Annotated in this window: 16 protein-coding genes; 10 read left to right on the top strand and 6 right to left on the bottom strand. The window is 46.6% G+C overall.

The genetic code is table 11. From position 1 onward, the window contains the following. Window positions 1-34: 34 nt before the first annotated feature. The 4 genes from R7127_RS15860 to R7127_RS15845 all read left to right on the top strand — a co-directional run bounded on the left by R7127_RS15860 (window position 35) and on the right by R7127_RS15845 (window position 2845). Window positions 35-778, top strand: a complete 744-nt coding sequence (locus R7127_RS15860; protein WP_017634244.1) for an arginine ABC transporter substrate-binding protein — start codon at window positions 35-37, stop codon at window positions 776-778. A gap of 1 nt (window position 779) precedes the next feature. After that, a complete protein-coding gene (gene artQ, locus R7127_RS15855; RefSeq protein ID WP_005388570.1) occupies window positions 780-1469 on the top strand; it encodes an arginine ABC transporter permease ArtQ in 690 nt (229 codons plus the stop codon). Then, window positions 1466-2134: an arginine ABC transporter permease ArtM gene (artM, locus tag R7127_RS15850; RefSeq protein ID WP_122069945.1), complete on the top strand. Its 669-nt coding sequence runs from the start codon at window positions 1466-1468 to the stop codon at window positions 2132-2134. Before artQ ends, artM begins: the two co-directional genes overlap by 4 nt. Window positions 2135-2272: 138 nt before the next feature. Then, window positions 2273-2845: a protocatechuate 3,4-dioxygenase gene (locus R7127_RS15845; RefSeq protein ID WP_206971211.1), complete on the top strand. Its 573-nt coding sequence runs from the start codon at window positions 2273-2275 to the stop codon at window positions 2843-2845. A 9-nt stretch (window positions 2846-2854) separates the two neighbouring features. Here the strand turns inward: R7127_RS15845 and R7127_RS15840 are convergent, their stop codons facing one another. Beyond that, the gene (locus R7127_RS15840; RefSeq protein WP_071234353.1) at window positions 2855-3685 is read right to left on the bottom strand and encodes a LysR family transcriptional regulator; all 831 of its coding nucleotides are present in this window, start codon (window positions 3683-3685) and stop codon (window positions 2855-2857) included. Between the two features lie 118 nt (window positions 3686-3803). On the opposite strand from R7127_RS15840, the gene R7127_RS15835 reads away from it, so the two are divergent. Further along, window positions 3804-4451 carry a glutathione S-transferase family protein gene (locus R7127_RS15835; protein WP_206971210.1) on the top strand — a complete coding sequence of 216 codons (648 nt, stop codon included), beginning with the start codon at window positions 3804-3806 and terminating at the stop codon, window positions 4449-4451. Window positions 4452-4535: 84 nt separating this feature from the next. Here R7127_RS15835 and R7127_RS15830 read toward each other — a convergent pair whose 3' ends face one another. Continuing rightward, window positions 4536-5207, bottom strand: a complete 672-nt coding sequence (locus R7127_RS15830; protein ID WP_017821211.1) for a type 1 glutamine amidotransferase domain-containing protein — start codon at window positions 5205-5207, stop codon at window positions 4536-4538. Window positions 5208-5324: 117 nt separating this feature from the next. On the opposite strand from R7127_RS15830, the gene R7127_RS15825 reads away from it, so the two are divergent. Continuing rightward, the gene (locus R7127_RS15825) at window positions 5325-6209 is read left to right on the top strand and encodes a LysR family transcriptional regulator (RefSeq protein WP_005388553.1); all 885 of its coding nucleotides are present in this window, start codon (window positions 5325-5327) and stop codon (window positions 6207-6209) included. Window positions 6210-6268: 59 nt separating this feature from the next. On the opposite strand, the gene R7127_RS15820 is transcribed toward R7127_RS15825, so the two are convergent. Next, window positions 6269-7930 (bottom strand): electron transfer flavoprotein-ubiquinone oxidoreductase, encoded by a 1662-nt coding sequence (locus R7127_RS15820; RefSeq protein ID WP_206949041.1) that lies wholly within the window; start codon window positions 7928-7930, stop codon window positions 6269-6271. A 137-nt stretch (window positions 7931-8067) separates the two neighbouring features. On the opposite strand from R7127_RS15820, the gene R7127_RS15815 reads away from it, so the two are divergent. Beyond that, the gene (locus R7127_RS15815; protein WP_054574341.1) at window positions 8068-9033 is read left to right on the top strand and encodes an electron transfer flavoprotein subunit alpha/FixB family protein; all 966 of its coding nucleotides are present in this window, start codon (window positions 8068-8070) and stop codon (window positions 9031-9033) included. 67 nt (window positions 9034-9100) lie between these two features. Here R7127_RS15815 and R7127_RS15810 read toward each other — a convergent pair whose 3' ends face one another. Genes R7127_RS15810 through pdhA form a run of 3 tightly spaced genes read right to left on the bottom strand, consistent with a single transcriptional unit; the run spans window position 9101 to window position 12316 of the window. Further along, window positions 9101-10249, bottom strand: a complete 1149-nt coding sequence (locus R7127_RS15810; RefSeq protein ID WP_175413489.1) for a dihydrolipoamide acetyltransferase family protein — start codon at window positions 10247-10249, stop codon at window positions 9101-9103. Beyond that, window positions 10246-11229 carry an alpha-ketoacid dehydrogenase subunit beta gene (locus R7127_RS15805; RefSeq protein WP_017634235.1) on the bottom strand — a complete coding sequence of 328 codons (984 nt, stop codon included), beginning with the start codon at window positions 11227-11229 and terminating at the stop codon, window positions 10246-10248. Before R7127_RS15805 ends, R7127_RS15810 begins: the two co-directional genes overlap by 4 nt. Beyond that, window positions 11222-12316, bottom strand: a complete 1095-nt coding sequence (gene pdhA, locus R7127_RS15800; protein ID WP_025998586.1) for a pyruvate dehydrogenase (acetyl-transferring) E1 component subunit alpha — start codon at window positions 12314-12316, stop codon at window positions 11222-11224. The genes R7127_RS15805 and pdhA overlap by 8 nt, the downstream gene beginning before the upstream one ends. A gap of 65 nt (window positions 12317-12381) precedes the next feature. On the opposite strand from pdhA, the gene R7127_RS15795 reads away from it, so the two are divergent. From R7127_RS15795 to R7127_RS15785, 3 genes are all read left to right on the top strand, one after another. Beyond that, window positions 12382-12576: a hypothetical protein gene (locus tag R7127_RS15795; RefSeq protein WP_152560954.1), complete on the top strand. Its 195-nt coding sequence runs from the start codon at window positions 12382-12384 to the stop codon at window positions 12574-12576. A 396-nt stretch (window positions 12577-12972) separates the two neighbouring features. Beyond that, window positions 12973-13293 (top strand): DOPA 4,5-dioxygenase family protein, encoded by a 321-nt coding sequence (locus tag R7127_RS15790; protein ID WP_005375836.1) that lies wholly within the window; start codon window positions 12973-12975, stop codon window positions 13291-13293. Between the two features lie 324 nt (window positions 13294-13617). Continuing rightward, entirely contained in the window at window positions 13618-14241 is a 624-nt protein-coding gene (locus R7127_RS15785; RefSeq protein ID WP_005375837.1) for a hypothetical protein, read from the top strand. Window positions 14242-14355: the final 114 nt, after the last annotated feature.

Below are 14355 nucleotides of genomic sequence, written 5' to 3'. Positions count from 1 at the left end.
GTGTCAGCCCACTAAGTACACACGGAGTATTGCAATGAAAAAGATTCTACTAGCTTCACTAATCGGCCTTTCTTCTGCAACTATGGCAGCAAACGCAGCAGCACAAGAAGAGATCAAATTCGCGATGGAAGCGACGTACGCACCATTCGAATACATGGATGAAAACAACCAAATCCAAGGTTTTGACGTGGATCTGGCGAACGCACTATGTAAAGAAATGGAAGCCAAATGTACCTTCCATAACCAATCTTTTGACAGCCTGATCCCTGCATTAAAATTCAAACGTTACGATGCGGCTATCTCTGCAATGGACATTACCGAGGCGCGTTTGGAGCAAGTGAATTTCACGAATGCATACTATGACAACTCAGCTGCGTTTGTTTCTATCAAAGAAAAAGTGGCTGATCAAAAAGCACTAGAAGGTAAGCGTGTTGGTGTTCAAAACGGTTCAACACACCAAAGTTACCTGATTGAGCAAATGCCAGGTGTAACTGCGGTTCCTTACTCAAGCTACCAAGACGCATTCATCGATATGAAGAACGGTCGTATTGATTCTGTATTCGGCGATACAGCTGTTGTAGCTGAATGGTTCAAGAAAGAAGACAATCTAGCATACGTGGGCGAGCACGTAACCAACCCTAAATACTTCGGTAACGGTTTCGGTATCGCAGTAAACAAAGGTAACGACGAGCTAGTGAACAAGCTGAACACGGCACTGAAAACAGTGAAAGCGAACGGCGAATACGACGTAATCTACAACAAGTACTTCGGTAAGTAATATGGCACTAACGGGTTACTCTTTATCGCTTGTTCAAGCTAGTTGGATGACTGTCCAGCTAGCCTTCACAAGCCTTTTAGTCGGTTTGATTCTGGCAGTGGTATTCGCCAGTGGCGAAATGTCTCGCCGCGTTTTCGTTAAATGGCCAATGACGGCGTTTGTGACGATTGTGCGTGGCTTGCCAGAAATCCTTGTCGTGTTGTTCATTTATTTTGGTTCGACTCAGGTTCTGTTTTTAATCACCGGCGACTTTATTGAAGTTAGCCCGTTCTTGTCTGGCGTGGTGGCGTTGTCATTGATCTTCGCTTCTTATGCTTCTCAAACTCTACGTGGCGCGTTAAAAGCCGTTGGAAGAGGGCAGAGAGAAGCAGCAAGTGCACTCGGCATCAGTCAGGCACATGCTTTTGTTCGCATTGTTTTGCCACAAGCAGTAAGACACGCACTACCAGGTTTAACTAACCAATGGTTGGTTTTGCTGAAAGATACCGCGCTTGTATCACTGATCGGAGTAACGGATTTGTTGAAACAAGCACAGCTAACATCTGCAGCGACACATGAAGCGTTTACATGGTACGCAACTGCTGCGGCGATTTACTTAGGCATTACTTTGATTACACAACGTGCCGTAAAACTGATTGATAAGAAGTTCTCAATTCAAGGCATGAGCATGGGACAGGAGGCAACCGCATGAACGAACAACACGTTTGGCAAATGCTGGATGGCTTAGGCACTAGCCTTCAATTGACCGCCGCTTCTTTGGTAGTGGGCTGTCTCTTAGCTTTGATGATGACGCTGACTCTGATCCTACGTACTCCGGGTTTGCATTGGGTAAGTCGTGGCATCATCACCTTGTTTACTGGTACACCTTTGTTGGTGCAGATCTTCTTGGTGTACTACGGTCCGGGTCAGTTTGATGCCGTAAGAGAAAGTGTATTCTGGACATGGTTAAGCCAACCTTGGTTCTGTGCGATGTTGGCGTTAGCGTTGAATACCGCGGCGTACAGTACTCAGCTGTTCAAAGGAGCGTTTAACGCGATTCCTTCCGGTCAATGGCAAGCGTGTCGTGCATTAGGCATGAACAAAACAGCAACACTGAAAGTGCTTCTGCCATACGCTATTCGTCGTGCTGTTCCGGCTTACTCGAACGAAGTGATTTTGGTCTTCAAAGGCACGTCACTAGCAAGTACGATTACGATCATGGATCTGATGGGTTACGCGCAGCGCATTAACGCACAAACTTACGATACGTTGACAGTATTTGGTGTTGCAGGCGCATTTTATTTAACGGTAAATGGTGTGCTGACTCTCATTTTCCGTCAGGTAGAGAAGAAAGCACTGGCGTTCGAAGCCGCATAATCCTTCGATCAACACTCATCATTTAGTTCCACAGTGCCTCTGCAAATGACTCTCTTGCAGGGGCATTTTTTATATTCGTCATGGCAAATCTCTCAAGTTCCACCAAACTTAATTCAACGTAATTGCATTGGTGGCATCATGGAAAGAAGACACTTTTTAGCGCTGTGGACATTGTTGTTCGCACCCTCTTTAAAAGCGACGACACCAATGCGGCCGACGCCAGCACAAACAGAAGGGCCATTTTATCCAGTAGTGGATATTCCTCTTCGTCAAAACTTGATTCTGCAATCAGAAGGTTTGGTCGGTGAAGCTATCGTGTTGCAAGGTAAAGTCGTAGATACGTCGGGAAGCCCTATCTCAGGCATCAAAGTAGAAATCTGGCAATGCGATGGGCAGGGGATTTACGATCATCCTAAGCAGCCAAATAATGATAAGTTTGATACTCACTTTGCAGGTTTTGGCGCGGTAGAAACTCAATCGGATGGTCGCTACTTATTCCAGACTTTGTACCCCGTGCCTTATGCCTCTCGTCCACCGCACATTCACGTTAAGTTGTGGCGGGATAACCAAGAGCTTCTGACCACTCAGTTGTACTTAAAAGGCAATACTGGTGATGAATGGTGGGGTGGCAAAGCCCGAGATTATCTACAGTTTGAAACCATACGAACCGACGGGCGATTAACTGGCCAATTTAACTTTGTGATTGGCTAGCGAATCCGGTTAAGCCATCAACTCAACCAATTGCGCCAAGCATTCTTTGTCCAGTATTGGATGAGGCTCAACACCCGTGACCAGCACTATATCCACGGAAGGCAGTGATGGCATATCGTCTAAGATCTTAAGATCCTCGCTAACGCTAATACTGCCCATCGCACCGATAGCCATGCCTGAACGTACAATTGCTCGTTGTGCAGAAGCCGTATTGCAACATGCCAGTAGTTGATAAGGAGTGCCACGTTTGGTTAATCCGTCTACTGCTGCCGCATGGTATTTACAGTCGGTTTGGAATAGGGCGAGAGGGAGAGGTTGGGCGTTCTCAATGTCAAAATCAGGATGAGCAATCCACACGCCTTTGTCGCTTGCTAGCCAGTAACCTTCCTCACTGTCCGGTGCTCTTGTCACAATAGCGGCGTCTAGCTTTCCTTCATCAAGTTTTTCTCTCAAGGTGATGCTCGGCTCACTAAAGACCTGAATCGAACATGTGGGCTCAGATTGCTGTAATACGCGGATGACTTTAGGCAAGATATTGTCGTTGTAATCTTCTGGGCAACCTAAGCGAAGAGGACGCTTATTTTCATAACGTTTCACTTGTTTCAGTGCTTGATTGTGCAAGCTAACCAATTGCTCTGCGTGAGAGCGTAGTGCTAATCCCGCTTCACTTAAGACAAGATTGCGACCTTCTTTTTCAAACAAACTGACGCTGAGTTCGTCTTCTAGCTTACGCATTTGCGCACTGAACGCGGATTGGGTGCGATTGATCTGCTTGGCTGCACGAGTGAAACTTCCCGTTTCGACAAAAGCCAGAAAGCTGCGTAACGCATCGATATCCATATCTAAAACTCATCCATCGTTTTTGTTGAAGTGTTCCATCAAAACTATCCGTTAGTCCCCTTAAATACAATCAGATATTGTGAATGGGTACTCAAAACACAAACCGCATGGAGGCGTCATGAAACTGTTTATTGCTAATCAAAACTACTCAAGCTGGTCACTTCGCGCATGGCTGATCTTTTCTCAATTCAAACTAGATGTCGAAGTCACCAAGCTCAAATTATTCACAGAAGACTTTTATAAGACCTTGGAAGGTATTACACCAACCGCGAAAGTACCTACCTTGGTGGATGGTGACGCAACCGTGTGGGATTCATTAGCGATTTTGGAATACGTTAACGAGCAATACTTACAAGGTAAAGCTTGGCCAAGCAACTCCGCAGAACGAGCTAAAGCACGCGCCATTGCATCAGAAATGCATTCGGGTTTCTTTGATTTAAGAAACGAACTCCCAATGAACATCCGCGCACACAGAAAAGTCGACTTAACGAAGGGTGCGCTTAAAGATATTGCTCGTATTGACGCCATTTGGGCAGAGCAAGCAGAACTGCATCCAAACGGTTGGCTATTTGGAGAATGGTCGATAGCGGATGCTATGTATGCACCTGTGGCATTGCGTTTCCAAACTTACGGTATCGAGTTATCCGAAGGTGCCAAAGCTTACCAACAGAAGGTGCTAGCAAGTGAATCTTTACAGCAATGGTTGGAAGAGGCGAACCAAGAAACAGATATCGTAAAAGAGGACGAGGCAGGGGAAGAAGTATAAGCGCATCTTGCGATCGCCTGTAGCAAGGGAAAGCATGACAAAGCACGCTTTCCTCTTCTAGGATGGTTGTAGTTTCCGGCGCGTTTAAGCTAGGTGTTCAACAATCGCTCTGCCTACGCCGTGTGCGCTCGTTGGGTTTTGACCTGTGATGACTCGGTCGTCCACAATCACAAGCTCTTGCCATGGTTGCACTTTAGAGTATCGCGCTGCGCCACGAGCAAGAGACTCTTCCAACAGGAATGGGATGTCGTTGATAGTGCCGAAGTCGATCTCTTCTTCGCGAGTGAAACCTGTCACTGATTTAGACGCAAGTAGCTTCTCGCCATTGCTAAGCGTGATAGGAAGAAGAGCGCCCGGACCATGACAAACTGCTGCCACAATACCGCCATCTTCATAGTGTTTTGCGGAAATCTTGGCAAAATCTTCGTTGCTCGCTAGGTCTGAAAGAAGACCAAAGCCACCCGGATAGAAGATCGCATCATAGTTGTCACCGTTGATTTGTGATACTGGAATCGTGTTGTTGATGCGGTTCTGGAAATCATCATCCGCCAAAATTTTCTCGTTGACTGCGTCGCCTTCGATGTCGGTTCCGTACAGTGGTGCTTGTCCACCTTTGATAGAGGCAATGTCGTAATCGAAGCCTGCACCTAGTAGCTCGCTAAGGGCATGAGTGAGCTCTGGCGCGTAAGTTCCGTTTGCTTGGTCAGTTTCACCAAGAGTCGCATGGTTCGTCACAATGATGAGTACTTTCTTCATGATGGTTTCCTTTTTGGCTTACGTGTATTTGTTGAACACCTTCATACTAATTGCTAAACAAATAAGTGATAATACGATTAATTGGCAAAACATTATTGCTATATAGCAAAGGTAAGTATGGACAGTTTTGAAGGCATCAATGAGTTTGTTACGGTTGCTGAGAGCTTAGGGTTTTCTGCAGCGGCAAAACAGTTAGGTTGCAGTACTAGTCATGTCAGTCGCCAAGTCACAAGATTAGAAGAGCGATTAGGTGTCGCTTTGTTAGCCCGTTCGACAAGAATGGTGAGTCTAACGGAAGCGGGGCAAGCGTATTATCAGCAGTGTAAAGAATTGGTGATTGGGCTTCAGCAAGCCAATGAACAGCTCACCACGCAGCAAACTCAGTTGAGTGGTACGTTACGCGTGAGTGCCGCTGGTGCGTTTTCTGAGAACCATGTAGCGCCTGCCTTGATGGCGTTTGCCAAGCAACATCCTAATCTCACGGTTGAAATTAACTTCAACACCAGCATGGTCAACTTTATTGAAGATGGTTTCGATTTTGCCATTCGTTACGGCAGGTTGAGTGATTCAGGCTTGGTTGCGAGAAAGCTGGTGGATCGTCCCATGGCAGCGGCAGCCAGTCAGCGTTATCTCGATGAACATGGTTTACCAACGCACCCAGAGCAACTCAAGCGTCATAGCTGCATTATTGCCAATAAGGACGTTTGGTTGTTTGAAAAAGACGGCAAGCCTTTAGATGGCGTAAAAGTGCAGGGCAGATGGAAGAGCAATAACGCACACACGGTCTTGCAAGCCTGTGCAGAAGGATTAGGTGTGGCGTACTTACCGAAGAGCAGTTTCAACGATGCTATTTCGTCTGGTCGTTTGGTGCCAATCCTAGAGCCCTATTGGGGAAGTGGCAACAGCAGCTGGATTGTTTATCAGAATCGTCATTTTCTACCACTACGAGCGCGATTGGCTATCGACTTCTTGCTTGATCATTTTGCCGATTGGCAGGAGTAATGAGGCTCTGCCAATCGGTTTGTTTATCCATTTGTTAGATCGTCAACATACTAACGTATCTACATGTTTTGATAGCTCGGTCCACCGCCACCTTCTGGTGCTTTCCACGTGATGTTTTGCGAAGGATCTTTGATGTCACAGGTTTTGCAATGCACGCAGTTGGCGGCATTTATCTGAAACTTCAACTTATTGTCCACTTCCACCACTTCGTAAACCCCAGCGGGGCAATAGCGCTGACTCGGTTCGTCATACATACCTAAATTCACATCAATTGGAATGTGAGGGTAAGTCAGAACAAGGTGACAAGGTTGATTCTCTTCGTGCTGTGTTCCCGACAAAAATACCGACGAAGGCTTATCAAAACTGATTTCACCATCTGGTTTTGGGTATGCAATTGGGTGGCACTCTTGTTTAGGTTTTAACTGCTCATGATCGTGCGAATAGTCCTTGATAGACCAAGGTAACGGCTTCTTAACCAGTGGTTGCCACAGGTTGTGTTCAAAAGTCGAAAGAGCACCGCCAAGTATGCTGCCCAACTTATGAATGTTCGCGCCAAAGTTACGCGTTTCGGCGAGTTCGTCATACAACCATGATGATTCAAACAACGACTGGTAGTCTGGCTCAGAAGCTCCAGTTTGTCGGGCCGTATGTACCGCTTCTGCTGCAATGATTCCGGATTTCATTGCTGTGTGGCTGCCTTTAATTTTTGCGACGTTCAAAGTCCCCGCATCACAACCAATCAATAAACCGCCAGGGAATTGCTGTCTCGGCAGAGAGGAAAGCCCACCTTTCGCAATGGCTCTTGCGCCGTAAGCGATGCGCTGAGCACCTTTCAAATGTGTTTCAATAGCAGGATGGTGCTTAAAGCGTTGAAATTCGTCAAACGGACTCAAGTAAGGATTGCTGTAATTCAAGTCGACAATAAGCCCGACGGCGATTTGGTTGTTCTCCATGTGATAGAGAAAACCGCCGCCTGTGGTATTTGTTTCACTCAAGGGCCAGCCAGCGGAGTGGATAACACTGCCAGATACATCCTTACTGTCAGTGGGTAACTCCCATATCTCTTTTAGGCCAAGCGCGTAGTGCTGTGGTTGCTTTCCTGCGTCTAGGTCGAACCTTTGAATAAGTTCTTTACCCAGATGTCCGCGACAACCTTCAGCAAAAAGGGTGTATTTTGCCCTTAGCTCGATACCTGGTTCAAAGTTAGGTTTGGCCTGGCCGTTCTTATCTAGTCCCATATCGCTCGTGTTAATGCTTGTCACGGCGCCAGTCTGATCATAATTGATGCTTGCAGCGGCAAAGCCCGGAAAAACTTCCACCCCAAGATTTTCTGCTTGGTTAGCGAGCCAACGGCAAAGGTTGGCAAGGCTAATTACGTAATTATTCTCGCCATTTATCATTGGACGCGGTGTAAGGAAGTGGGGAACGCGAATATGGTTTTGTTCAGTAGTAAGATAAAGGAAATCATCTCGTTGAACTGAGGCTGCTAGCGGGGCGTCCATTTCTTTCCAATTGGGGAAAAGCTCATCTAAGGCACTAGTTTCAAAAACAGCGCCAGATAAAATATGTGCGCCCACTTCTGAGCCTTTTTCTACAACGCAAATTGAAAGTGCGTCACCTTCACTGTCTTGGTTGAGTTGAGCTAGCCGACAAGCGGCGCTTAAGCCTGCAGGTCCGGCCCCCACGATCACGACATCAAACTCCATGCATTCTCGTTCCATCTTTATGCTTCCTTTCTATTATCGTCATCTGCGTGACAGGTTTTGGTTTCTATACAGAAAACTATAGCTCAGTTGACGTTAACGTGAAGTGGACTAAGCTCAAGTAATGGATCTGACGTGTTATATGAGGCATGACCATGGAAGACCGACCATTAGCAACACTTGTGCTCGCAGAGCATGACAACCAATCGTTGGCTGTAGGGACGCTGTGTGCAATTAAAGCGGCATTTGAGATTAAGGATGATGATAAATCGCTTCCTGTTTCTGTGTTGCTTATTGGTTATCAGTGCCAATCAGTTTTGGATGAGTTGAATTGCGTTCAGGGTGTTGCAGAAATTATCTGGGTTGATGCGAAGGGATATGAACATGGATTAGCGGAAAATATCGCACCTTTGATCTCACAAGTAGCCAAAAACTACTCACACATTCTTTCTCCTGCCAGTACATTTGGTAAGAATGTGATGCCTCGTGTGGCGGCGTTGCTTAATGTTGGTCAACTTTCTGACGTGATGACAATCGAGTCTATCGATACGGTGATTCGTCCAATTTATGCTGGAAATGCATTGGCGAGAGTCACGTCGAATGATCTCTATAAAGTGATGACCATAAGAAGTACGGCTTTTGATGCCGCAGAGCTATCTGACACGCCAGTTGTCCCTAAGCTTACTCAAGTCGACACGGTGATTATCAATAAACTTAGTGAGTTTGTTTCGCAACAAACGCCAGAAAGTGAGCGACCAGAATTGCCAGCGGCTAGAGTAGTGGTGTCGGGGGGGCGTGCATTCGGGAGTAAAGAGAAGTTTGTTTTAGTAGAACAATTGGCTGACAAGCTAGGTGGAGCGGTAGGGGCGTCACGAGCGGCGGTCGATGCGGGCTATGTGTCTAATGACCATCAAGTCGGGCAAACCGGCAAAATTGTTGCACCGGAGTTATACATTGCCGTCGGAATTTCTGGCGCGATCCAGCATTTGGCGGGAATGAAAGATTCCAAGGTGATTGTTGCAATTAATAGCGATCCGGATGCTCCTATTTTTGACATTGCAGATTATGGATTGGTCGGCGATTTGTTTGTGGTAATGCCTGAGCTGTTAGAGAAGCTGTAGATATGGTCTTGTTCCCTAAAACAAAAGGCTTCCAAATTGGAAGCCTTTATCATTTGATTTTAATAAGTCACTTTTCGCTCGGACGTTGCAGGTGCTCTGCAAGTACTTTCGTAAACCTTGCAGCTTCACCACCAGTACAAGCGCGATGATCAAACGTTACGGATAGCGGCATTGCTTTCACCGAAATTGCTTGACCATTTCTTATCACAACTCGGTCGAGTATTCGGCCCGCGCCGACAATAGCGACTTGTGGCGGTGTGACGACAGGTGTTGCGTAAATACCGGCAATCGCGCCGAAGTTGGAAAGCGTAATCGTTGCGTGCTGCAATTGCTCACGACCGATTTTTCTCTCTCTGATCCCTTCAACGGTTTGATCGAGCCAACGACGAACATCTTGTGGCTCGTATTCATCTGCGTGGCGCAAGACTGGCACGTACAATCCATGACGGCTATCTACTGCAATTCCTACATTGACCGTTGTGTGTACACAGCGTGTCATGGTTTCGGCATCAAACCAAGCGTTTAAAGCAGGCTCTTCTTTACACGCATGAACAATCGCTTGAACAAGGCGGATACTGATATCTTCGTTTGGCAGCCAATCTTCCAACAATGCTTCTTCCGTAATGGTTACGGCTGCAACATGTTCGTGCGATTCGGTCATAGACGACACCATGGTACGTCGAGCGCCTTTCAAAACTTCGGTGCCTGGACGCTGTTTTCCGGCTTCGTCGTAAATATCGGCATCAACGATAAGTCCGTTCGGGCCACTACCTGACACGAGGTTAAGATCTACCCCAAGTTTTTGTGCCAACAAGCGAGCCGAAGGCAGGGCGGTAACGAGGTTACTTTCTGTCGTGTTGTGGTTGCCACCTATCCAGAAATCATCAACGTTTACATGATGCGCTTGGTGAGAAACGCTGCCGACGACGGTTGCGGCGTCAGCAGTGGCTTTTTTCTCTGCCGTTACTTCTCTCCCGGCACCTGTTTCATCAATCTCTAGCAGTAATGCACCAATATTGACGATTTCACCTTCCTCACCATGACGGCTGACCACACGGCCCGAATAGGGGGCAGGGACGTCTACCGTCGCTTTTGCTGTCTCTACGGTTAAGATCACTTGATCTAATTTAACCATGTCTCCGACATTAACGTGCCATTTGACAATTTCTGACTCAGCGAGACCTTCACCGAGATCGGGTAAATTAAACGTCTTCATTTCCAATCCTCCACGAGTTCGCGCGCCGCGGTCACAATGTCTTCTTCCTGAACCATGAAATAATCTTCGTTACGGTAATAAGGCATAATGGTGTCCATTCCAGTTACTCGTTTAGGTGGGGCTTTAAGTAAGCACATGGCGTGTTCAGCGGTTCGAGCTAATAGCTCAGATCCCACACCACAAGTTTTACTCGCTTCATGAACAACGAGTAAACGTCCAGTTTTTTCTAGTGAGCTGAAAATCGTCGCGGTATCAATTGGCTTAATACTCGCCAAATCAATCACCTCGACTTCAATTCCCTGACTAGACAAGGTTTGCGCGGCCTGAAGTGACTCTACGACGCATGCGCCCCAAGTAACGAGCGTGATATCTCGCCCCTTACGTAAGGTGAAGCAGGTGTCGAGTGGGAGTGCTTCGCCGTTATCAACGACTTCAGATTTAACGGTGCGATATATGCGCTTCGGTTCGAAGAACATGACGGGATCATTGCTTCTAATTGCGGCGAGAAGTAAGCCGTATGCGCGTTGTGGTGAAGAAGGAATCACCACTTTAAATCCAGCAGTGTGAGCAAATAGCGCTTCCACGCTTTCTGAGTGGTGTTCCGGAGCGTGGATACCGCCGCCAAATGGCGCACGAAAAACCGCGGGACAAGTGAGCCGACCGCGAGTTCTGTTACGCATTCGAGCCGCGTGGCACATTAAGTGCTCCATCGCAGGAAAAACGAAACCTTGAAACTGAAATTCGGCGACAGGTCGTAATCCTTGCGTTGCCATACCGACCGCAACCCCGCCGATTAAGGCTTCAGCGAGTGGCGTATCGATGACTCGTTTAAGACCAAACTCTTGCTTGAGTCCAACAGTGGCACGAAATACACCACCATTATCGCCCACGTCTTCACCTAATACGACAACATTGGGGTCTTGTTGCATTTCGTGGTGCAGGGCAAGGTTTACTGCTTCAACCAACGTTAGCTCAGCCATGTCTGCCTCCCTGCATTCTCATTGCCTTGTTGATGAGTTCATCTCTTTGTGCATGAAGCTCTTGAGGTAGCGATTCATACAAATAATCGAAACCGGTTTCTGGTGCTTGTGGCGGTAAGCTCAGATAGCGTTCAACAGCTAACTCTACTTGCTCTTTACAGTAATCTAGCCATTGCTGTTCTTGTTCGTCGCTCCAAGCGCCTTGATTAAGGAGATACGTTTTAAGACGTGCGATAGGTTCGTATTGCCATGCGGTTTGAACATCATCTTCTTTACGATAACGAGTCGCATCATCGGCCGTAGTGTGGTCACTCAGTCGGTAACTCACCGCTTCGATGAGTGTTGCGCCTTTCCCTTTTCTTGCTCTCTCAAGGGCGGTTTTAGTTGCATCATAAACGGCGACGACATCGTTACCATCGACAGTAATACCCGGTATACCTGCACCTTGCGCTTTTTCTGATAAGAAATCGGCGGCACATTGGAGACTACGCGGCACTGAAATTGCCCACTGGTTATTGTTTACGACGAAAACAAGTGGAATATTCCAAGTACCTGCGCAGTTTATTGACTCAAGAAAGTCCCCTTTGGATGTACCACCATCGCCGCACATGACTAGCGCAGCTTCATGGTTACCTTGAATTTTTAGCGCGGAAGCCACCCCGACAGCATGCGTACATTGCGTCGCTATGGGTACACAGTAGGGAAGGTCTCGGCTAGGAACCGGACTGCCCTCAGGAGCAAAATCACTCCCGCGCTCATCGCCCCCCCAGTATTGAAGGTTCTTTTCCATGCCAATGCCACGACACCACATCGCAGGCATATCGCGGTAGTAAGGGACAAAAACATCATCGGCTTTAAGTGCTCTGCCTACCGCAATGCCTATGGCTTCCGCGCCTAAGTGTGAGGGATAGGTCCCTAGCTTACCGGTGCGTTGCAAGGCAACTGCTTTGTTGTCGTAAGTGCGAGTTAATACCATGTCTCGGTAAAACCCGACCAATGTTTCAGTGTCAGCCCAGTTGGGTAGTTGGCCGACTAGGTCCCCACGATGGTCGATAAACCGATGCATGGGTAATGCCTGAACGTTCATCTCAAGCTCCTTTTGACGCTGCGGGTCTTTTGGACTGCAGCTATTCATACAAAACCAGAGTTTGTATGGGTACTCAAACTCTGATATCAGCGCAAAGGCCATACCTAAGGTTGCGTGTGCTTTCGATAGCGGTAGGCATCTGTTCGTCCCTTAAACTATTTGTCGATAACATCGCTGCGATTATTTCACCGCAAGATACAGAGAAAGGCTTTTCTGTATCTAACCCTCTAACTAAATCGTGGTATAGCCAGATACAATAAGTGTAAACAAATTGTTAAATTATGCTTCATTTTGACTTTCGCTCAGTAGTAAAGTTTTGCTTACACCCTAATTTTGCAGAGTAATATGCTGCTATTTTGTTGGTGGTATTTTTAAACTCGAATTTAATTACTGGTTAATGAAACATATTTGCAACAAAATTTGGCTGTAAAATTTGACAAAGTGAGTCATTATTAATGAATCAACTCAAACAGTTGCTAGATGATGAATTGCAAATTTTTGTTGTGCTCGAAGCCTCGACCTTATGAGAATGCATAACTTCTTCCCAACTGAGTGGAATCAAGGTAGGGTGACGGCATTACAAATGTATACCCTCGGCAGTCCTTGAGCTTATCCAAAGTAGGTGGTGCTCAAGTGGAAGTGATTATGGAGAAGTTATGTACCACGCTCATGTTTATTTTCCCCTAAGAGAACAAGATAAAGCGCAAGCCTTGAACGAGATCATCCGTCAAGAGCGTCAAGATGTGCTGCGTGTGTTTCCATTAGTTGGAAGGTTAGTTGGCCCACACAAGATGCCGATGTTTGAAATTCACCTAGAATCATTGAGTGAAGAGTTCTTGGCGTGGCTTGATACGATTCGAGGCGATTTTTCTGTGCTTATTCACCCAGTAAGCGAAGAAGAGTTGCTCGATCACACAGAACGCGCGATTTGGTTGGGCAGAGAGATTGGTGTATTTGAAGAAAAGTTAGAGAAATAGTTGCTCCTCTTGCCCATGCATGGCCGCTTTGAATCCTTCTCTTCTCATTGCGGTCACAGCTTCTGCTTAACGCCTCATCTTCATTGATGGGTGCGGAATCCCTCTCTTACGCTTTGCTGTAGCTATTTTTGTGCTAAACCTAAAAGTAGGCTTTCGAACTTCACACAAAGCGTGAAAATGTCGCTGTTTAGTATGCCGTTGAATGAATTTTGGTGGTAATAAAATAATAAGTCTTTGATAAATCAAATAGGTATAGCAGGGAAGTGCAGTTTACGACCCCAACGCCATTGGCAGTGGCGCCGATAATTTCTGAGGGGGAAGGGTATGTTTTCAATACTCTTGGTTATACTTGCACTCTATATATTTTGGCTGTTGTTTCGCAACGGGCCTGAGTTTGCCGGGCGTACCGCCCAAAAAAAACGTGACTGGGTTGGGCCTACCGCCAACAAAGAAGAGTGGCGAGGATTTTGTACGGATGTATTTCAGCCGTTCAGTTCTCAAACGACTTTCTACGCCATTGCTTATTTTGCCAATTACGTAGCAGCAGCGAACGCAATATCTTGGTCAACGATATACGAAGGCGATTATCCGGTCATCATAAGCCGATTTGGTAGCTACTTCATTTTAAGCACGCATGATGCACTGGTCGTAGCTGGGTTTATTGCGCTTGCTTTCTTTATCATTAATTGGCAACTTGCCATGCGCTGCTCTGGTATTCTTAGCCAGTATCTAGTGCGGATTCTTATTATTAATCAAAAGCGCTTTGTCGCGATTAGCTTGGTGTTTTGCAGCTACTTTTCGTACCTACTGACGCTTGGTATATTCTGGTTGTTCCATGATGGGTATTCAATCTGGCATGGATTAATGCTTAGCCCCGTGTTCCTGTTGTTAGCTTTACTGGTAGCGGTTGTTGTGCCATCTGCAAAAAGAGAAAGTAGTGTACCTTAGATAGGTTTTCCACGTTAAATTACACTTGATTTTGGGATAGTAATTCTTATGCCATTAAGTTAGCATTGCCAGCTTTTTAACGGTCAAAAGGCCACTAATCAGTGGGACAGTGGG

Origin of the sequence: Vibrio sp. 1159, from assembly GCF_033340395.1 — a bacterium.
In the GTDB taxonomy this organism is placed as follows: Bacteria; Pseudomonadota; Gammaproteobacteria; order Enterobacterales; family Vibrionaceae; genus Vibrio; species Vibrio alginolyticus.
The sequence above is the reverse complement of the archived record's forward strand: the minus strand, read 5'-3'. Positions and strand labels throughout refer to the sequence as shown.